Origin of the sequence: Acinetobacter sp. MYb10 (assembly GCF_002980175.2) — a bacterium.
Taxonomy (GTDB): domain Bacteria; phylum Pseudomonadota; class Gammaproteobacteria; order Pseudomonadales; family Moraxellaceae; genus Acinetobacter; species Acinetobacter guillouiae.
This window is the reverse complement of record NZ_CP058272.1, coordinates 4,213,795-4,235,003: the sequence shown is the minus strand read 5'-3', so window position 1 is coordinate 4,235,003 and position 21,209 is coordinate 4,213,795. Positions and strand designations below refer to the sequence as shown.

Sequence of the window (21,209 nt, the reverse complement as noted above, 5' to 3'; positions counted from 1 at the left end):
TTTTAACCAAAAAATATTCGATATTTTGATCTAAATTAGCGCATTTTTAGCGCCAAATTAGAGCAAAGATTTTCACTACAAAACATGCTAAAATTGCAAAATATTCTTCGCTTTTACCAAGCATTTGTTCATTTTTCTTTAAAGTTTTATTCACATGAATTCATCGCTTTCCTTCATTCAGCAAATAGATGCCATTTTGCCACAAACACAATGTGGACTCTGTGGTCACCGTGATGGGTGTCTACCTTATGCAAAATCTATTGTAGAAAAAGGCGAAGAAGCCAATAAATGTGTGCCAGGTGGGCAACCTGTTGCAGATGCGCTTGCGGATATACTCAATCGTAATAAACTCATTGCTGAACCAAGTGTCTGGCCAATTCAAAGCGATGGCCGTCCACAACGCATGAAAGCCATTATTCGTGAAGATGAATGTATTGGTTGTACCAAATGTATCAGTGCTTGCCCTGTAGATGCCATTATTGGTTCTGGTAAACTGATGCATACCGTACTTACAGATCTATGCACTGGGTGTGAACTATGCATTGCTCCCTGTCCAGTAGATTGCATTGATTTAGTTGAAGACATTCAGCCTATTCCAAATGAACAACAACGTCTTTTAGAACAAAATGACTTACGTGGTCGTTACTATGCACATATTCAACGTGAAGAAAAACAACGCATGCATCGTAAAGGTCCTGTGGTTCGTGCAGAAATCGACATTGAACTCTTTGCGCAGATAACACAACAGAGTCAGGCTTTACCTACAATTGAAATCAATCAGCCCATAATAAAAAATCCAATTGTTACAGATGCGAAAACCACCATTGAATTGGCTAAGCTGCGGACTCAAATTAAAAAACTAGAGAAACAATTGAGTGTTCGAGCAGATGCAAATAAGCAACATCAATTAAATGAATTGATTCAACAGTTATCTGTTTTGCAAGAGGATGCATCATGACTGTAAAGAATATGACCAAAAAGCAGATTCAGATTTTCTTTGAACGATTACGTGAGCAACGCCCAAATCCTAAAACAGAACTCAATTACTCAAACCCATTTGAGTTGCTTGTCGCTGTTACCTTATCGGCTCAAGCCACAGATGTAAGTGTCAACAAAGCCACTGATAAGTTATTCCCTGTCGCCAATACTCCTGAACAGATTTATGCATTGGGTGTAGACGGTTTAAAGCAATATATTAAAACCATCGGTTTATATAATGCCAAAGCTGAAAATGTGATTAAAGCCTGTAAAATTCTGATTGAGAAGCACAATAGCCAAGTTCCAGACAATCGTGCTGATTTAGAAGCTTTACCCGGTGTAGGTCGCAAAACTGCCAATGTTGTGCTGAATACCGCCTTTGGTCAGCCTACAATGGCTGTAGATACGCATATCTTCCGTCTTGGCAATCGTACTGGACTGGCAGTAGGTAAAAATGTCCTTGAGGTCGAACATCGTTTAATTAAAGTGATTCCAAAAGAATTTATTATAGACTCGCATCATTGGTTAATTTTACATGGCCGCTACTGCTGTATTGCACGCAAACCCAAATGCAATGAATGTATTGTGTCAGATGTTTGTAATTGGCCTGATAAATATGAGTTTGGCGCTGCACGTGAAGGTCAAAACAAAATAAGCGGCTGAGCAATTTAAAATATAATTTAACTTTATCTATATACATTCATTCGTTTTAGCTGCACTAAAACGAATGAAAAATCTTTGGTATTTGTTATAAAGCCCTTTTCATAAATCATCAGTTCAATTCCATAGAAACTCATGATTCTAAAGTTAGAATTGAGTTATTTTTCTTTATTCTCTAAATCTTTCTTTAACTTTTCAAGCCGTTTCCACTCTTCAGCCACCTGTGGATGCACTTGGTAATTGCCTGATTTTCTCATTTCACGGCGTTGCTGAAGCTCTTCTTTTTGTGCTTTGCGTAACAATTTAAAGCTCATATACAATAAGCCCAAAAGAAGCAATATACTCAAAATGACCAAGGCAATTAATACAAACTTCACTCTCTACGCCACTCTTGCAAAAAAAAAGAGACCTAATATGAATCAGGTCTCTGTTATTGTCAAAGCTTAAAAAAATGCTTTGAATGCGGTCTTATTTATCTAAAATCGCAAATAAATCTTTTTGAACATCTTCTATTGGACGTAAACCGTTCAATTTATTATAAGTCGGTGCATTTTCCCCAGAAGCTGCACGTCCTTGATAGAAACCAACAAGCTGTTCAGTTTCATTATGATAAGAGCCTAAACGCTTACGAATCGTTGCTTCTTCGTCATCTGGACGTTGCACAAGATCTTCGCCAGTTTCATCATCTTTACCTTCCACTTTCGGTGGGTTATAAATCGTGTGATAAACACGACCAGATGCTGGGTGCTGACGACGACCAGAAAGACGTTTTACGATTTCTTCGTCTGGTACTTCAATTTCGATTACATGGTCAATGCTAATCCCTTCGTTCTCTAAAGCCTCAGCTTGAGGAATCGTACGTGGGAAACCATCGAAAATACAACCATTTACACAATCAGGTTGTGCAATACGTTCTTTCACTAAACCGATAATAAGCTCATCAGATACTAAACCACCTGATTCCATTACACTTTTAGCTTTAAGACCTAATTCAGTACCTTCACGAATTGCAGCACGGAGCATATCACCGGTTGAAATTTGTGGGACATTGTAGCGCTTACAGATCAACTGAGCTTGTGTACCTTTACCTGCTCCAGGTGGTCCGAGTAATATAATGCGCATAAAAAAACATCCTCATTTAAAACAATATGTATGATACCGTTTGCCATGACAAATTAAAACTTATCATCGTAATGGCATCAAATTTATAAGAAAGCCACAAATAAATGTATTAGACCAGCAAAAAATCCAGTCACACCACCAAGTACAATCAAAATCCATTCGTCTTCCTGAAATGCAGGACGTAACAGGTTTTGAAACTCTTTTGGGGTTAACTCTCTAATCCGCTCTTTAAACATCTGAAAAATTTTCTGTGCACGGCTCGCATTAAACGCAGGGTCGCAAACAGGCACCATCGTAATTTCAATTGACCGATCAATCAAGTCTGTCTTGAGTTTTGCATACTCTTTTAGTCCTAAAGACAATTGTAAAGAGGTCCGAACCAATGGAGTTTCCATAATTTCGTTAATATGCCGCTTTACAATACGACGGGTTTTTTCTTTCTTAGGACCATACATCATTTCAGTCATGATTGATTTTAACGTAATCAAATCTTCAGTCACGACACTTGCAAAAACATCTGACACTTCTTCTTGGCGTTTCATAAACGCACCCTGAACATTATAAGTGCCAATTCTTGGAATAACAGGTTTAATCCATGGAAATTTTCGATCTTTTGTACGTTCAAAAAATTGTGGATAGCGTACGTAATGTGGCTCTACTGGATTGAAAACCATCCAGATTGCAATCCAGTTGGTTAAAAAGCCCCAAACTGCTGCAAAGAAAGGTACCGTCCAATGTTGTGGTACAAAGACATAAACAAACATTTGAAAAATACCAAAGAAACTCCCGATTACAGCACTAATATGCCAAATAAAGTTAATTTCTTTTTGCCCAACTTTTAAAAACATACGGACCATCAAACGGCGATCGCCTTCCATTTGAGTCACGACCATATCCCGCATGTTGACCAGTGACTCGACGTTCATGGTCAGTTCGGTCACGAGTTCTCTTAAGACACCCGGCAATTGTTTATGCGCTTGACCATAAATTCGACGTTTGATCGAATAAGGTAAGTTTTCCCACAAAACAGCATTACGATCTAACATCACCTCATCTATCAAATGCTCAAGCTCAAAACCGACTTGTTCACCGATAATCCGGGCCATATCTTCAGGATCCATTGCATCTAAAAATTCACGCAAAGAACCCAGTTTGGATAATGTATTGTCTGTGATGATGCCTGAAATTCGCCCAGCTTTGCGTGGCACAATCCCTTGCCAACCCACGGGTAAGGGACCAATATGAAATCCCCAAAACGTGATTGGATAAAATACCATTTTCAGTGCCATCCAAACGTGTGCCCACGTTACAAAGGCCGTCACTGGGATGATACTTAAAATGGCAAGATGATCAGGTCGAGCTGTAAAAGCGTGCCACAAACCATTAACGTATTCCAACATGCATGACTCTCGTATTTATTTCTATTTGCGGTCGAAGGATATGGATAAAATCATAAAAACTTTAGAACCCGACACTTAAGGTATAAGCAAATTGTATTTGTGGACGAGTTTCCAGGACCATATCTCCATTTTTATTATGAAGTTCACTACCTGCACCCATCCCCACACTAAATGTACTTATACGCTCTTTATTCAATAAAACATAAGATAAATCGGCACCACCACCATATTGGACTTCATCACTTCCGTCCACTTTTTTACTTTTAAGTGTTCCGCCATAGACCCCAACATAGAATCCATTTTTATCTTTACCATTTAATACTACAGGAATTCTATAGCCGACTTGACCAGCAAATTCATGGTCGCCATTATAAAAAACACCTAATTTAGTATACGCAATTCCATAAGGATTTACCCATTCACCATTCGCATGGACCATCTGTTGCGTTACACCCGCACCAATATTCCATTTAGAAGCATCTTCAGGCTTAAACTTTGCCTCTGGTAAAATTCCCTTCATATCTGGCAAATAATCTTTAACATCAGCATGCGCGAAATTTCCGACAGCAACTAACATTAATAAGGGAAAGATTTTTTTCATTATTTTCTCCATTATCCCTAATCTTAACTTAGGTCGAATCTATTTATCCTTAAGGCTCGACTTTAACAGAATTATTTTGGCACTCATATACAAAACGCTATAAATTTAATGTCGCTAAGGTCAAATCCATATAGGCTCTGTTGACAATTCATCAATGTTTACAACGATGCGTATTTTTCAGGTGAAATGTCAACGGACCTGCATTCGGCATAACAAATTTGTTGCAGAGACTGAGTTAAAATATATTTTGATGAGTTATTTGTGTTTTTTAATTTTTAAGACTCAATCTGGGGTAAAATGTTTGACCCCTAAATTCACCCATCTTTAAGTACTAAAGCCGACGACGTATGAAGCAGCAGTTTCCTCTAAAAAATGTCCAACAAGAAAAACGCATCTTTCGTAGTCGTGTCTTTTTTGCGATTGGTATTGTTTCATTTTTTATGTGCCTTCTGGTTGCACGCTATGCTTATCTGCAAATTTTCCATCACCAAGAATTTAGTGAAGCATCAGATAAAAACCGTATTCGACTACAGCCTATCGCACCAGCACGTGGCTATATTTATGATCGTAATGGGATTTTACTGGCAGATAACTACCCTGTTTTTACTGCAACCCTCAGCAAAGCCGATGTCGAAGATATAGATGATACGGTTAAGCGTTTAATTCCAATTTTAAATCTGAATCAAGAAGATATTGACCGTTTTAATAGCCGGATTAAAGCCTCTAAAAAAACAGAACGAGTCACCTTAAAGCTAAACCTAACAGAACAAGATATTGCACGCTTTAGTGAAATCAAGTTTCAATTTCCGGGTGTTGATATCGAAACACAAATGACCCGCTATTATCCACATGGTGAGCTATTTGCCCATGTTATTGGCTATGTGGGTCGTATTAACGATAAAGAACTCAAAGCAATTGATAAAGATAGTTATGCTGGAACCAACCTGATCGGGAAAATTGGTGTAGAAAAATCCTATGAAGATTTACTACATGGTGTTCCTGGTTATGAATCGATTGAAGCCGATGCACATGGTAATGTCTTACGTCATTTAGGCCGTAAAGAGTCTACCCGAGGCAATGACTTATATCTTTCACTCGATTATGGTCTGCAAACCATTGCAGCAGAACAGCTTAAAGATCGTCGTGGTGCAATCGTCGCAATTGATCCACGAACTGGTGAAATATTAGCACTGGTGTCAAGCCCAAGTTTTAACCCGAACTTATTTGTAACAGGTATTGGACATGCAGACTATACAGCCTTGCGTGACAACCTAGATCAACCGCTCTATAACCGTGCAGTCCAAGGAACCTATCCTCCCGGTTCTACGATTAAGCCGATGGAAGGCTTAGGCGGTATTCACTTTAAAACGGTGGATTGGGGAACTGCTATTTCCGATCCTGGCTATTTCCATTTACCCGGCGATTCACATAAATTCCGTGACTGGAAAAAGACTGGACATGGCTCAGTCAACTTACATAAGTCCATTGTGGTTTCTTGTGATACTTACTTCTATATCTTGTCTTACCAGATGGGTATAGACCGCATGAATGAATGGATGCGCCAATTTGGTTTCGGTGAAAAGACGGGGGTAGATTTACCAAGCGAAAGTACAGGTTTATATCCAAGTCCTGAATGGAAAATGCGTACCCGAAAAAGCAAATGGCTCAAGGGTGAAACCATTTCTGTCAGTATTGGTCAAGGTGCGTTTACCGCGACTCCATTACAACTGGCGATGGCAACAGCAATTACCGCCAACCATGGTGCACATGTCACACCACACGTATTACGTGAATCCAAAGGGGCGAAAAAGCATGAAGTACTCAATGCCCCGACAGGAAAAATCAACTTCAGTGGTACAGATGAAGACTGGATTAAAATGCGTGATGCAATGGTTGATGTTATTCAAACAGGTACAGGTCGTGGTATCCGTACACCAATGTACCAAATCGCAGGTAAAACAGGTACAGCACAGGTCAAGAGTATTGCCCAAGGCAAACGTTATAACGAAGCAGCACTAACATCAAGACAATTAGACCACGGTTTATTTGTTGGTTTTGCACCTGCTGAAAACCCTGAAATTGCCATTGCCGTGATTTGGGAAAATGGTAAACATGGAGGTTCTGCTGCCAAGATTGCTCGTCCTGTGTTTGATTACTGGTTGCTGACTCGCAAAAAGAATCCAATTGTACCGCTTAACCATCAAGTCAGTGGTGGCTTAATGACAGCTGGCATCAAACCGGGTGAACTGCCAAGTGGTGATGTTTCTCTTGCAGCAGATCCAAATGCCTTGCCTAAACCGAAGCCAAATACGCAGACCAATACGGCTACCCAAAACCGTATACCAACTCAAGGTCATAGTACGACTTCGACGCAACCCACTCCCCCACCTGTACCTGAGGCTGATATCAGTGAATAATAAAGTGAAAAACCAATTACGTATTATTGGTGGGGAATGGAAACGCCGCGTTCTTCCTTTTGCTGATATCGATGGTTTACGTCCGACCCCTGATCGAGTGCGTGAAACATTGTTTAACTGGCTGATGTGGGATATTCAAAATGCCAAAGTCTTAGATCTTTGTGCTGGTTCAGGTGCTTTAGGATTTGAAGCACTTTCACGTGGTGCAAGGCACGTGATCATGATTGAACCCAATGCCACGCAAGCTAAATTTTTAAAAGACAATATTCAGTTGCTTAAAGCTGAAAACTGTCAGCTGAAAATTCAAACAGCACAACAAGCCTTATCTAATTTAAATGAACAGTTTGATTTAATGTTTTTAGATCCACCCTATAGTTTAAATTTATGGGATGAATTGGCTCAAAAAGCTGATCAATACTTATCTGATCAAGCATTGATTTATGTAGAAGCAGATCGTGGCTTAAATCAACTGAATTTACCCTCAACATGGCAATTACAGAAACAAACCAAAGCTGGTGTAGTACAAGCAGGTTTATTTAAAAAAATAATATAGGGTATTGTTCTCGTGTGGCATGCCCTACAAAAAATACGCTATTGCCTACACAAATATATTTAAACTTTCAATGTAAAATGCGGCAGTGCCACCCTACAAAGATATAAATTAGTTTTTATGAAATGATATCAGTTACTTCATTCATATATTTTCAAACAACAAGATAGAAAAAAATGGGCATGCATTGCCCATTTTTATATTTAAGATAAAGAATTAACGCCCTTTCCAATTCCAGTCACGATCATTGCGATCTCGGTCATAACGATGTCGATCACCATCACGACGCTGATCCCAGCGATGATCCGAATCATGTCGCTGATCATAACGACCATGACCACCTCGATGACCATCATCAAATGGTGCAACAATACAGCCGGTTAATGAAATAGCAACTACACCCAACACAATAACTTTGTTTAACATGATGACTCACCTCTTCATCTCATTTTGTTTAAGTTAGTCTTTTAATGTGTAGTGCTAAACAAGCTTATGTTTCAAGTTGTAGTATTTCCAACATGATTTCTTCATGGTAATAAAAATGATCGATAAGATATTTATGGTTAATAAGTCAGCGTTCTAATCCAAAACAGACGCAATAATTGCCCACGATCATAAGGAAAACTAGAGATGTATTCATAACCCACTTTGTTTAAAGTATTGATCTTAAATTCAATACCATAACCAAAAGAAAGATAAAGCTCACTTGATGCAGGATTATCATTTGAAGGGTTGAGTAATGAGGTCTTTAATTGTTGTACATTGTAAGCAGTATAATTAAACACCCGAATACGCTCATTTTCATAAAATTTATTGGTTAAAATTGAATAATCTGCCAATTCATGCTCATGCTGTTCTGCTAGCTTTTTTTGCAATTGGTCTTGTTCAAAAAATATATCATTTCGCTCAGTGCTCATTTCAGTATTACTTAGGCTATTTTCTTGATTTTCAATTTTAAATAATTGCTCCTCTTGTAATTGATCTGGTTGTCCTAATAATTCATCTTGATATTCCACAACTTGATTTTGTGCCTCTTCTACCATAAGTGCCAGATCATCAAAAGCATAAACATTTGAATTTATAAAAAATATAAAAATGACCATTAAATTGAGCGGGTAAATAGGTCGCATGTTTTGCCTAATCAATTCATCATTTTTATCGGAGTTATACCAATCATAAAACAAGATGGTTGTCTCCTCTGTTTGTTTATACGTCACTTAAATGATCAGTCTAATTGTAGCCTACATATAGATCAAAATGAGTGAAGCACATTCAATATCAAATGCCTTTCATTTTAATTATAAATAATATGATCAATATGTTAAACCAATTAACTATCATTCTTAGCCATCATTTTATCAATAGGATTTAAAAAGTTTAATTATTTGAATATTCATATGTAATCAATGCACTAAGATGCTTAAATTTCTCTAGATGTTTTTATATTTTTCATCTTGAGTATGTGCAATTGATGAACTTTGTAACTCATCTCTCAATCTAAGAGTCTCATCGATAAAAGTGCTAAAATTAAATTGATATCAAATGAGTTGATTTGAACATGGAAATACGAGATCAAATTATTCTAGTGACTGGTGGCGCACGTGGTTTAGGACTTGCAATTACCCATGCTTTGATTCGTGAAGGCGCAAGAGTTGTAGTGAATTATTTCAATAGTGAAGAATCCGCACAACAACTTGCTAAGGAACATGCCGAACAGGTTTTTATTTACAAAGCAGATGTAACTGATGCAGATCAAGTCAACACGATGTTTAAAAAGGCAAAACTGCATTATGGACATGCAATCACCTCAGTGATTAATAATGCGCTATTGGCATTTAAATTTGATGGTGATCTACGTCCAAAAGTTGAAACCTTGAGCTGGCACAGTATGCAACAGCAATTGGACAGTGCAGTAAAAGCCGCTTTAAACACCACCCAAGCTGCACTAGAAGATATGAAAAAAGATCATTTTGGTCGAATCATCAATATTGGAACCAATCTTGTGCAGAATCCTGTGGTTCCCTATCATGATTATACTGCGGCTAAAGCAGCACTTTTGGCCTTTACCCGCACAACGTCACACGATTTAGGTCAATATGGCATTAATGTAAATATGCTTTCAGGTGGTCTATTACGTAAGACTGATGCCAGTAGTGCAACACCTGATCAAGTGTTTGATTTGATCGCTGCTTCTACGCCCTTACAAGAAGTCACCACGCCTGCGCAATTTGCAGATGCCGTGCTGATGTTTTTATCACCGTGGTCACGCGCTGTAACAGGACAAAATTTGATTGTGGATGGTGGTTTAGTCAAAGGCTAATCACAGATCCCCCATCTCATATAAATCTCCTTTATCTTGATCACAAGATTAAACGCTAACCATCACAATACTCTACAACCAATAAAAATGGGAGCGATTGGCTCCCATTTTTTAGCTTAAAAATTTAAACTTTAAATTAAACCAAGCCTTTCTTTTTTAAGACATCAAACATAGTTGAACCAAGTTCAGCTGGGCTACGCGTATATGCCATACCTGCTTTTTCAAATGCAGCAAACTTCTCTTCAGCAGTACCTTTACCGCCAGAGATAATCGCTCCAGCGTGACCCATACGCTTACCTTTAGGCGCTGTTACACCCGCAATATAACCAACAACAGGTTTAGTCACATTAGATTGAATATACTCAGCAGCTTCTTCTTCCGCACTACCACCAATTTCACCAATCATGATGATTGCTTCTGTTTGTGGATCTTCTTGGAAAAGTTTTAAGCAGTCAATTTGGTTCATACCTGGAATCGGATCACCACCGATACCAATACACGTAGACTGACCTAAACCAAGCTTAGTCGTTTGAGCAACTGCTTCATAAGTCAATGTACCAGAACGAGAAATGATCCCGATTTTACCTGGTTGATGGATATGGCCTGGCATAATCCCAATTTTACATTCGCCCGGTGTGATAATACCTGGACAGTTTGGACCGATTAAACGTGCATTATTACCATAAGTTTCAAGGTAACGTTTCGCTTTTAACATGTCTAAAGTTGGAACACCTTCGGTGATCACCACGATTAACTCAATACCAGAATCGACTGCTTCAACAATAGAATCTAGTACAAATGGTGCAGGTACATAAATTGATGTTGCATTTGCACCAGTCTCTTTTACTGCTTCACGCATTGTATTGAAAACAGGTAGACCAATATGAGTTTGACCACCTTTACCCGGTGTTACGCCACCAACTACTTTTGTACCGTATGCAATTGATTGCTCAGAATGGAATGTACCATTCTTACCTGTAAAGCCTTGTACCAATACTTTTGTGTCTTTATTAACTAATACGCTCATGATTGATACTCCTTACGCTTTCACAGCAGCAACAACTTTTTCTGCGGCATCAGCTAAGCCATTCGCAGAAATTAATTTTAGACCTGATTCATCAAGTAATTTAGCACCTAATTCTGCATTGTTCCCTTCTAAACGAACAACCACAGGTACGGTTACATTTACTTCTTGAACCGCTGCAATAATCGCTTCAGCAATCATGTCACAACGTACGATACCACCAAAAATATTGATCAATACACCTTGTACAGATGAATCTGAAAGAATAATTTTAAATGCTTCAATGACGCGATCTTTAGTCGCACCGCCACCAACATCAAGGAAGTTTGCTGGCTGACCACCATACAATTTGATGATGTCCATTGTTGCCATCGCAAGACCAGCACCATTCACCATACAACCAATATTACCTTCTAAAGCAACATAGTTAAGGTCAAATTCAGATGCTTTTAACTCACGCTCATTTTCTTGAGATTTATCACGCATCGCTGCAATTTCAGGCAAACGATAAAGTGCATTTGAGTCAATACCGACTTTAGCATCTACACATAAGATTTCGCCATTTTCACGAACTGAAAGTGGGTTAATTTCAAATAGTGCAAAGTCATTTTCAACAAATGCTTTGTACGCGCCTGTCATGATGGTTACAAATTGGCTGATTTGCTTATCTTTTAAACCTAATTGGAAGCCAACATCACGCGCTTGGAATGGCAATAAACCAACCAGTGGATCTACTTCGACTTTAATAATTTTTTCAGGTGTTTCTTCAGCAACTTTTTCAATTTCTACACCACCCTCTGTAGACGCCATGAATGTCACACGACGACTAGAACGGTCAACCACTGCACCTAAATACAATTCACGTTCTACAGGATAAACATCTTCACAAACAAGGATACTATTTACCGGCTGACCATTGGCATCCGTCTGATACGTGACTAAACGAGTACCTAACAGGCTTTTTGCATATTCAGCTGCTTCTTCTTTTGACTTAACAACTTTTACGCCACCCGCTTTACCACGACCACCTGCATGGACTTGGGCCTTCATCACAGCGAATTTGCCACTAATTTGCTCAAAGGCAGCAGATGCTTCTTCGGGCGTAGTGATTAAAATGCCTTCTTGAACTGGCATACCATATTTTTTTAACAGCGTTTTCGCTTGATACTCATGTAGATTCATGTTTTACCTTTTACTACTTTTCACATTGTTATGACACACCAATAATTAGACTTCCATCGCAATAACTATCGGCATTTATTAAAGTTTGTTCTTTTATTTTTAGATGATTATTCAATTAAAAACAACCATCAAAAGTAAAAAGAGCGGTCGAAACCGCTCTTTTTTGTGTTATTTACGTTTACGCTGAATCGCGTGAATCGCACGCCCATCAACAGCAAGCGCTGCCTCATGAACGACTTCAGAATAAGTTGGGTGACCGAAAGTCATCAATTGTAAATCTTCAACTGAAGATACAAATTCAAGTGCAATCATACCTTGGTGAACAATATCAGAAGCACCTGGACCAATGATATGCATACCCAATAAACGATCAGTTTTTGCATCTGCAACAAACTTCACAAATCCAGCAGATTCATTGGCAGCTAAAGCACGACCATTTACCGCAAATGGGAATTGACCGGTTTTAACGTCGTGACCTTTCTCTTTAGCTTGCTCTTCAGTCAAACCTACCCACGCAGCTTCAGGGTGTGTATAAATCACTGAAATAATAGTGTCATAATTCACTTGAGCAGCATGACCATGCATACGCTCAACTGCCATTACACCTTCTTCCATTGCTTTATGCGCAAGCATTGGACCACGTACCAAGTCACCAATTGCATATACACCGTCAACAGACGTTGCACACCAATCGTTCACTTCAACCAAACCACGTTCAGTTAATTTAATGCCTGAATCTTCAGCCAATAAACCTTCTGCATAGGCTTTACGGCCAACACAAACGATTAATTTATCAAAAGTTTGAGTTTTATCTTCGCCTGCTTGGTTATATTGAACAGTCACTTCACGACCATTCACTTCAGTACCTGAAACTTTAGCGCCTATACGAATATCTAAACCTTGTTTTGTTAAAAGTTTTTGATAATCTTTTGCCAACGCTTTATCTGCCATTGGTAAGAATGCATCTAATGCTTCAAACACAACAACTTCAGAGCCAAGACGACGCCATACTGAACCAAGTTCAAGTCCGATTACGCCTGCACCAATTACACCTAAACGTTTAGGCACTTCTTGGAATTCTAACGCACCCGTTGAATCAACGATAAGGTCTTCATCAACTTTTGCTACAGGAATATTTACAGGTACAGAACCTGTTGCAAGAATTACGAATTTAGGTTCTAAAACTTGAACATCACCACCTTCTAATGGTGTGAATTCAACTTTTTTACCAGCAAGTAATTTACCCGTACCTTGTAACCACTCGATACCGTTGCCTTTCAGCAATTGAGCAACACCACCAGTTAAGTTATCTACAACTTTGTCTTTACGAGCAAGAAGCTTTTGAAGATCAAGTTGGACATTTTCAACTGTAATACCGTGAACATCTAAGCCATGAAGAGTGTCTTCATAGTGATGAGAAGAATCCAAAAGTGCTTTAGAAGGAATACAACCTACGTTTAAGCAAGTACCACCTAAAGATGGCTTACCTTTGTGTACACGTTTTTCGATACACGCAACTTTGAAACCAAGTTGAGCAGCACGAATTGCCGCTTCATAACCACCTGGCCCACCGCCGATTACCACTAAATCAAACTGAGACATGCTTATCTCCAAAAACGAGTTTAAAGGATCACTCTAAACTCGTGTTGTTATTCTAAAGAATTAAAGGTCAAGGATTAGTTTAGCTGGCTCTTCAAGTAACTCTTTAACAGTTACCAAGAAACCTACTGCTTCTTTACCATCAATCATACGATGGTCATAAGAAAGCGCTAAGTACATCATTGGAAGAATTTCAACTTGACCATTTACAGCCATAGGACGCTCTTGGATTTTGTGCATACCTAAAATAGCAGTTTGTGGTTGGTTCAAAATAGGTGTTGAAAGTAATGAACCGAAAGTACCACCGTTGGTAATTGTGAAAGTACCACCAGTCATATCTTCAATTGCTAATTTACCTTCACGTGCTTTTGCAGCATATGCACCAATACCTGATTCAACTTCAGCATAGTTCATACGGTCAGTATTACGTAATACTGGAACCACTAAACCACGATCAGAAGAAACCGCAACACCGATATCATAGTAACCATGATAAACAATATCATCACCGTCGATTGAAGCATTTACCGCAGGATAGCGTTTAAGTGCTTCAGTTACAGCTTTAACGAAGAATGACATAAAGCCTAAACGTGCACCATGACGTTTTTCGAAAGCATCTTTATATTGCTTACGCATTTCCATCACAGGTTTCATATTGACTTCGTTAAACGTAGTCAACATTGCAGTTTGCTGTGTAGCAGCAAGAAGACGTTCAGCAACACGCTTACGTAAACGTGTCATTGGAACACGTTTCTCAATACGCTCACCAACAGCGACGCTTAATGGTGTTACAGCTGCAGCTGGTTTAGTTTGATGATTCGCAACATCTTCTTTGGTGATACGACCACCACGACCAGTACCATCTACATCCGCAGCAGCAATACCTGTTTCAGTTAAAGCTTTACGCACTGCAGGTGCTTGATCTTGTACTTGAGCACGTTCAACAACAGGTGCATTACCCGCTTGAGTTTGTGCCGCAGCTTGTTCTACTTTCTCTTCAGATTGAACTGCTTGAGTTTGAGTAGCGCCAGAAACAGCACCTTCTTCAAATGTTGCAATAACTTCAGAAGAAAGAACTGTGTCACCTTCATTTTTGATGATTGCAGAGATAGTACCATCAGCAGGAGCAACAACTTCTAAAACAACTTTATCCGTTTCAATATCACAGATGACTTCATCACGTGATACCGCTTCACCTGGTTGTTTGTGCCAAGTTGCAATTGTTCCGTCAGCAACTGACTCTGGGAACACCGGTGCTTTAATTTCGGTTGCCATTATTTAGATTCTCCTGATTGTTCAGCTACGATCGCAAGTGCGTCATTCACGAGCTGAGCTTGTTGTTTTGCATGCAAATATGGTGAGCCACATGCAGGTGCAGCTGAAGCTTCACGTCCTGCATAGCTAATTTGAACTTGTAGAGCAGACTTCATTACACCTTCGTATAAACGAGGAGCAATGAATAACCATGCGCCTTGGTTCTTCGGTTCTTCTTGACACCAAACAAGTTCTTTTATGTTTGGATATGTCGCAAGCACTTCAGCAAGACGTTTTTCTGGGTATGGGTACAATTGTTCAACACGTACCACCGCAATGTTCAAGTTTTCTTCACGACGTTTTTCAAGTAAGTCGTAATAAACTTTACCACCACAAAGTACAACACGTGTTACATCTTGTTTGTTGATTTGATCCACTTCATCAATCACAGTCTGGAATGTACCAGTTGCAAGCTCTTCCAAAGTTGAAGTTGCAAGTTTATGACGAAGCAATGACTTCGGTGAAGTCACGATCATTGGCTTACGAATTGGGCGAATTGCCTGACGACGCATTGCATGGAAAATCTGTGCAGGTGTTGTTGGTGTAATCACTTGCATGTTTTCTTCAGCACATAACTGTAAGAAACGCTCAAGACGTGCAGATGAATGCTCAGGACCTTGACCTTCATAACCATGTGGAAGAAGTAATGTTAAACCACACACACGTTCCCATTTGGTTTCACCAGATGAGATGAACTGATCAATAACCACTTGCGCACAGTTTGCAAAGTCACCGAACTGAGCTTCCCAGATTACCAAGCTTTTTGGCAATGTTGTTGCATAACCATATTCAAATGCAAGCACAGCCATTTCTGACAATAATGAGTCATAAATTGCAGTACGTGGCTGGTTTTCTTTGATATGACAAAGCGGAATATAAACCGAACCATCAACTTGGTTATGTAGCTTGGCATGACGGTGTGAGAATGTACCACGACCAACATCTTCACCAGTCAAACGCACCAAGAAACCATCATCAAGGATAGAAGCATAAGCCAAAGTTTCTGCTGCACCCCAGTTTAATGGCATTTCACCAGTTTGCATTTTCAAACGTTCATCGATCACTTTAGACACTTGGCGTTGCATCACGAAACCTTCCGGTAATTCGCGCATTTTTGTACCAATTTCTTTTAAGCGTTCGATTGGGAAAGTCGTATCCCAAACATCTGTATATTCATGACCTAGATACGGTTTCCAGTCCACAAACATTTTGTCATTTGGTTCAAGCACTAAAGCATTGGCAACATGGTTACCTGCTTCAAGATCTTCACGATATTTTTCAACTAAAGCATCTGCATCAGAACGATCTAATACTTTTTCTTGTACCAATTGATCCGCATAAAGCGTACGTGTAGTCGCTTTTTTATTGATCACTTGATACATCATTGGTTGTGTTGCTGCTGGCTCATCCGCTTCGTTATGACCACGACGACGATAACAGAACATGTCAATCACAACATCTTTACGGAATGTATGACGGAAATCATGTGCCAATTGCGCAACAAACAATACAGATTCTGGGTCATCACCATTGACATGGAAAATTGGCGCCTGAATCATTTTTGCAATGTCAGTACAGTATTCGGTAGAACGTGCATCACGTGGATCAGATGTAGTAAAACCAACTTGGTTGTTGACTACGATATGAACCGTACCACCTACGGTATAACCACGCGTTTGTGACATTTGGAAGGTTTCTTGGTTGACACCTTGACCAGCAAATGCAGCATCACCATGTACGATTACAGGCAATACGTCATCACCACCAATGTCTTTACGACGTACTTGGCGTGCACGAACTGAACCTTCAACCACAGGACCAACAATTTCTAAATGCGATGGGTTAAATGCCAAAGCCAAGTGAACTTCACCACCAGGTGTCATCACATTTGATGAGAAACCTTGGTGATACTTAACGTCACCTGAACCTTTTTTAGCTAAAGTTTTACCTTCAAACTCACCAAACAAATCAGCTGGGTTTTTACCCATGATGTTCACAAGTAAGTTTAAACGACCACGGTGTGGCATCCCAATTACGACTTCTTTACAACCTACAGAACCTGCACGTTGAATAAGTTCGTTTACCATTGGAATGAAAGATTCACCACCCTCTACACCAAAACGCTTCGCACCAACATACTTATTACCGAGGAATTTTTCTAAGCCTTCAGCAGCAGTTAAACGTTCAAGTACATGTTTCTTTTGATCTGCCGAGAAACCGAACTGACCGCGTGCACCTTCAAGACGTTGTTGAATCCAGCGTTTTTCTTTGGTGTCAACAATGTGCATATATTCAGCACCAATAGAAGCACAGTATGTTGCCTCCATTGCGCTAACCATTTCACCTAAAGTTGCTTCAGTTTTACCAATCGCCAAATTTCCAGCATTGAAAACTGTATCTAGGTCAGACTTGGTTAAACCATGTGCAGCAAGATCTAAATCTGGCACATCTTCACGTTTAGCCAAACCCAGTGGATCAAGCTTCGCTTTTTGATGACCACGGTTACGGTATGCTGCAATCAGTTGCAAAACACCGATTTGACGACGTTCATGCTCAGTACTTACTTCACTTTGCACAACAGGCTGAACACGACTTGAATTACGACCTAATAATAAGAATTGCTCACGAATATTTCCGTGTGGTTGGTCACCTTTAGGGAATTTATCGAAATATTGACGCCAATCCTCACCTACTGAGGTTGGAGAAGAAAGGTACTGTTCGTAAAGCTCTTCAATATACGCTGCACTATCAGCGGAAAGTTCAGTATCAAGACGCAATGCGTCAGCAACTTCTTGCATTTGTGGACCCATTTCCTATTGCAAAAACATTAGAGGGTGCTTTTTAAGCACTCCCATGATTGATAATGCCAAATCGGTAAATTGACATTCACCCATCAGATACTCATGACCAAGGGGCGTTATAAACATTAGCTTTTACTAATGCATACAATGAATCATAACGCCCTCAATGGCATCATCACTCACTTATATACTCAACCGAAGCTGAGCAATTTTTTGCAAATCGACTTAGAAAAAACAAAGGCTTTTTTGCTTTTTCTAAAGCGGTTCTAATCTTTGCTTATAAAATTATTTATAAACTGATCTGGATCACACTTATGTAGAAAAAATGTACCAAAAACATGGTGTGTTTTTCACATATAGTGGTTTGTTAAATCGTAACATGATCTGTCACTTCAATTGATTTTTTTGACACATACCACCTATAAATTAGCGAAATACATACAAGAAATAATCTATTATTATCCATCCATTTATATCGGGTCTGTTGATACTTTTTCAATGCTTAAAGCTTAGATCCCATTCACTCGAACAAAAAACAACCATCTCATTAAAAATCCAATAAAAAAAGAGCGCACATCCCAAGATGTACGCCCTTTTTTCACATCGTATTAACCCGCTTGATCGAGCAACATGCTACGGATATGACCGATCGCTTTTGTTGGATTCAAACCTTTCGGACATACAGACACACAGTTCATAATCCCTTTACAACGGAATAATGAGAATGGGTCATCAAGACGTGATAAACGATCTTGTGTCGCAGTATCACGAGAATCAATAATGAAACGGTATGCATTCAACAATGCTGAAGGACCCAAGAATTTATCCGGGTTCCACCAGAATGATGGGCATGACGTTGAACAACATGCACAAAGAATACATTCATACAAACCATTTAAGTGCTCACGCTCTTCTGGAGATTGTAAACGCTCTTTTGGTGGTGCAGGTTGATTATTGATTAAGAATGGATGAATTTTGTCATACTGATCGTAGAACTGATTCATATCCACAACTAAATCTTTCACTACTGGCAGACCAGGTAATGGACGAATGACGATTTTTTCAGGTAAATCGTTCAGGTTCCATAAACACGCAAGACCATTTTTACCATTGATATTCACACCATCTGAACCGCAAATACCTTCACGGCAAGAACGACGGAATGTTAATGATTCGTCTTGAACTTTTAATGCTAAAAGCGCGTCAAGCAACATACGATGCTTATCCGTCAACTCTAGTTTAAAAGTCTGCATATACGGTGCTTTATCCTTATCAGGATCATAGCGGTAGATTTCGAATGTACGTGTACCTCTACTCATCTTATTTCTCCCGATTAGAATGTACGTGGTTTAGGTTCAATTGGGTCTACAGACAATGGGCTGTAACGTACTGGCTTGTATTCAAGATGGTTATCCGCTGAATACCATAAAGTATGTTTCATCCACTCATCATCACGACGACCATATGAATAGTGCTCATCATCAGCAGGCAATTCATAATCTACAACAGTATGTGCACCACGACATTCTTTACGTGCAGCAGCAGAAATCAATGTTGCTTTCGCTACTTCGTATAAGTTTTCAACTTCCAAAGCTTCAATACGTGCAGTATTAAATACTTTAGATTTGTCTTTTAAATGAATGTTACGTACACGTGGTTCAATCGCAAGAATCTGCTTAACACCCTCATCAAGCAAGGCTTGAGTACGGAATACACCCGCGTGGTCTTGAACGATATCACGAATCGCATCCGCAACTTCTTGTGCATTTTCACCAGAAGTAGAATCATCTAAATGATTGATACGTTTCAAAGTGTTCACAAGTACATCATTTGGAAGTGGTTGGTATTCATCACCGTGATGTTTAGTCACGTAATCGATGATGTGTTCACCAGCAGCTTTACCAAATACAACCAAGTCAAGTAATGAGTTTGTACCTAAACGGTTTGCACCATGTACAGACACGCAAGAACACTCACCAATTGCATAGAACCCTTTTACAGGCACTGTGTAATTCATTGTACCGTTGGTTGTGTATTCGTTTGCAGCTTTATCAAAACCTGCATAGAAATCTGCTGCATTTTTCGCTGTTTCAGGAATAACCACTTGACCATGAATATTGGTCGGAATACCACCCATTTGATAATGGATTGTTGGTACAACTGGAATTGGTTCTTTGGTGATATCCACGTTTGCGAATTTCTTACCAATCTCAAATACAGATGGTAAACGCTTCATGATGGTATCTGCACCCAAGTGAGTCATATCAAGTAGGATATAATCGCCTTTAGGGCCACAACCACGACCTTCTTTGATCTCTTGGTCCATAGAACGTGATACGAAGTCACGCGGAGCCAAATCTTTCAAAGTTGGAGCATAACGTTCCATGAACGGTTCGCCATCTTTGTTACGAAGGATTGCACCTTCACCACGACAACCTTCCGTTAACAATACGCCTGCGCCAGCAACACCCGTTGGGTGGAATTGCCAGAATTCCATATCTTGTAATGGAATACCCGCACGAGCAGCCATACCAAGACCATCACCAGTATTGATATAAGCATTGGTAGATGCACGGTAAACACGACCAGCACCACCTGTAGCAAACAATGTTGCTTTGGCTTGGAATACAGCAATTTTGCCTGTTTCTTGGTCAATTGCTGTTACACCGAGTACATCACCTGCTTCGTTACGGATTAAGTCTAATGCAATCCATTCAACGAAGAATTGAGTACCCATTTTCACGTTACTTTGATAAAGCGTATGAAGAAGCGCATGACCTGTACGGTCGGCAGCAGCACAAGCACGCGGAACTGGTTTTTCACCATAGTTCGCAGAGTGACCACCAAATGGACGTTGATAAATTGTACCGTCAGCATTACGGTCAAATGGCATACCTAAGTGTTCAAGCTCATAAACAACTTTAGGCGCCTCACGACACATAAATTCGATTGCATCTTGGTCACCTAACCAGTCAGAACCTTTTACCGTGTCATAGAAATGATAGTGCCAGTTATCGTCTTGCATGTTACCAAGCGATGCACCAATACCACCTTGAGCCGCAACAGTGTGAGAACGTGTTGGGAATACTTTAGTTAGCACTGCAACTTTCAAACCTGCTTGAGCAAGTTGATATGAAGCACGCATACCTGAACCACCACCACCAACGATGACTGCATCGAAGAACTGGCTTGGAATATTTGAATAATCTTCTTTAGGGGTTAAAGCGCCCATGACATTTTC

The 21,209-nt window shown here is 39.6% G+C and carries 18 protein-coding genes; 5 read left to right on the top strand and 13 right to left on the bottom strand.

The window, feature by feature from the left end:
• Positions 1–154 precede the first annotated feature (154 nt).
• Entirely contained in the window at positions 155–958 is an 804-nt protein-coding gene (locus CQZ96_RS19700; protein WP_105713594.1) for an RnfABCDGE type electron transport complex subunit B, read from the top strand.
• Positions 955–1,641 carry an endonuclease III gene (gene nth / locus CQZ96_RS19695; RefSeq protein WP_004717256.1) on the top strand — a complete coding sequence of 229 codons (687 nt, stop codon included), beginning with the start codon at positions 955–957 and terminating at the stop codon, positions 1,639–1,641. The genes CQZ96_RS19700 and nth overlap by 4 nt, the downstream gene beginning before the upstream one ends.
• Before the next feature lie 155 nt (positions 1,642–1,796).
• Here nth and CQZ96_RS19690 read toward each other — a convergent pair whose 3' ends face one another.
• The 4 genes from CQZ96_RS19690 to CQZ96_RS19675 all read right to left on the bottom strand — a co-directional run bounded on the left by CQZ96_RS19690 (position 1,797) and on the right by CQZ96_RS19675 (position 4,761).
• Entirely contained in the window at positions 1,797–2,015 is a 219-nt protein-coding gene (locus CQZ96_RS19690) for a hypothetical protein (RefSeq protein WP_004717257.1), read from the bottom strand.
• Positions 2,016–2,106: 91 nt separating this feature from the next.
• Positions 2,107–2,760 (bottom strand): adenylate kinase, encoded by a 654-nt coding sequence (adk, locus tag CQZ96_RS19685; protein WP_004717260.1) that lies wholly within the window; start codon positions 2,758–2,760, stop codon positions 2,107–2,109.
• 83 nt (positions 2,761–2,843) lie between these two features.
• Positions 2,844–4,160 carry a hypothetical protein gene (locus tag CQZ96_RS19680; RefSeq protein WP_004717262.1) on the bottom strand — a complete coding sequence of 439 codons (1,317 nt, stop codon included), beginning with the start codon at positions 4,158–4,160 and terminating at the stop codon, positions 2,844–2,846.
• 61 nt (positions 4,161–4,221) lie between these two features.
• Positions 4,222–4,761 (bottom strand): hypothetical protein, encoded by a 540-nt coding sequence (locus CQZ96_RS19675; RefSeq protein ID WP_004717263.1) that lies wholly within the window; start codon positions 4,759–4,761, stop codon positions 4,222–4,224.
• A gap of 347 nt (positions 4,762–5,108) precedes the next feature.
• On the opposite strand from CQZ96_RS19675, the gene mrdA reads away from it, so the two are divergent.
• Both mrdA and rsmD read left to right on the top strand, forming a co-directional pair.
• A complete protein-coding gene (gene mrdA, locus CQZ96_RS19670; RefSeq protein WP_105713593.1) occupies positions 5,109–7,178 on the top strand; it encodes a penicillin-binding protein 2 in 2,070 nt (689 codons plus the stop codon).
• Positions 7,179–7,182: 4 nt separating this feature from the next.
• Positions 7,183–7,731, top strand: coding sequence for a 16S rRNA (guanine(966)-N(2))-methyltransferase RsmD (gene rsmD / locus CQZ96_RS19665; protein WP_035371214.1), 549 nt, complete (start codon positions 7,183–7,185; stop codon positions 7,729–7,731).
• A gap of 213 nt (positions 7,732–7,944) precedes the next feature.
• Here rsmD and CQZ96_RS19660 read toward each other — a convergent pair whose 3' ends face one another.
• The gene (locus CQZ96_RS19660; RefSeq protein WP_004717269.1) at positions 7,945–8,154 is read right to left on the bottom strand and encodes a hypothetical protein; all 210 of its coding nucleotides are present in this window, start codon (positions 8,152–8,154) and stop codon (positions 7,945–7,947) included.
• 137 nt (positions 8,155–8,291) lie between these two features.
• Positions 8,292–8,771 (bottom strand): hypothetical protein, encoded by a 480-nt coding sequence (locus CQZ96_RS19655; RefSeq protein WP_228722741.1) that lies wholly within the window; start codon positions 8,769–8,771, stop codon positions 8,292–8,294.
• A 515-nt stretch (positions 8,772–9,286) separates the two neighbouring features.
• Here CQZ96_RS19655 and CQZ96_RS19650 point away from each other — a divergent pair.
• Positions 9,287–10,048: a 3-oxoacyl-ACP reductase gene (locus CQZ96_RS19650; protein ID WP_105713591.1), complete on the top strand. Its 762-nt coding sequence runs from the start codon at positions 9,287–9,289 to the stop codon at positions 10,046–10,048.
• Between the two features lie 136 nt (positions 10,049–10,184).
• On the opposite strand, the gene sucD is transcribed toward CQZ96_RS19650, so the two are convergent.
• The 7 genes from sucD to CQZ96_RS19615 form a co-directional block, all read right to left on the bottom strand.
• The gene (sucD, locus tag CQZ96_RS19645; RefSeq protein ID WP_004717274.1) at positions 10,185–11,075 is read right to left on the bottom strand and encodes a succinate--CoA ligase subunit alpha; all 891 of its coding nucleotides are present in this window, start codon (positions 11,073–11,075) and stop codon (positions 10,185–10,187) included.
• Between the two features lie 12 nt (positions 11,076–11,087).
• On the bottom strand, positions 11,088–12,254 hold the full coding sequence (sucC, locus tag CQZ96_RS19640) for an ADP-forming succinate--CoA ligase subunit beta (RefSeq protein WP_004717276.1): 1,167 nt from the start codon (positions 12,252–12,254) through the stop codon (positions 11,088–11,090).
• 168 nt (positions 12,255–12,422) lie between these two features.
• Positions 12,423–13,856 (bottom strand): dihydrolipoyl dehydrogenase, encoded by a 1,434-nt coding sequence (gene lpdA / locus CQZ96_RS19635; protein ID WP_004717278.1) that lies wholly within the window; start codon positions 13,854–13,856, stop codon positions 12,423–12,425.
• A gap of 60 nt (positions 13,857–13,916) precedes the next feature.
• Complete coding sequence (gene odhB / locus CQZ96_RS19630) at positions 13,917–15,128, bottom strand: 2-oxoglutarate dehydrogenase complex dihydrolipoyllysine-residue succinyltransferase (RefSeq protein ID WP_105713590.1); 1,212 nt, start codon at positions 15,126–15,128, stop codon at positions 13,917–13,919.
• Positions 15,128–17,965, bottom strand: coding sequence for a 2-oxoglutarate dehydrogenase E1 component (locus CQZ96_RS19625; protein WP_004717282.1), 2,838 nt, complete (start codon positions 17,963–17,965; stop codon positions 15,128–15,130). The genes odhB and CQZ96_RS19625 overlap by 1 nt, the downstream gene beginning before the upstream one ends.
• 611 nt (positions 17,966–18,576) lie before the next feature.
• Positions 18,577–19,287: a succinate dehydrogenase iron-sulfur subunit gene (locus tag CQZ96_RS19620; RefSeq protein WP_004717284.1), complete on the bottom strand. Its 711-nt coding sequence runs from the start codon at positions 19,285–19,287 to the stop codon at positions 18,577–18,579.
• A 14-nt stretch (positions 19,288–19,301) separates the two neighbouring features.
• A complete protein-coding gene (locus CQZ96_RS19615; RefSeq protein ID WP_004717286.1) occupies positions 19,302–21,200 on the bottom strand; it encodes an FAD-dependent oxidoreductase in 1,899 nt (632 codons plus the stop codon).
• Positions 21,201–21,209: the final 9 nt, after the last annotated feature.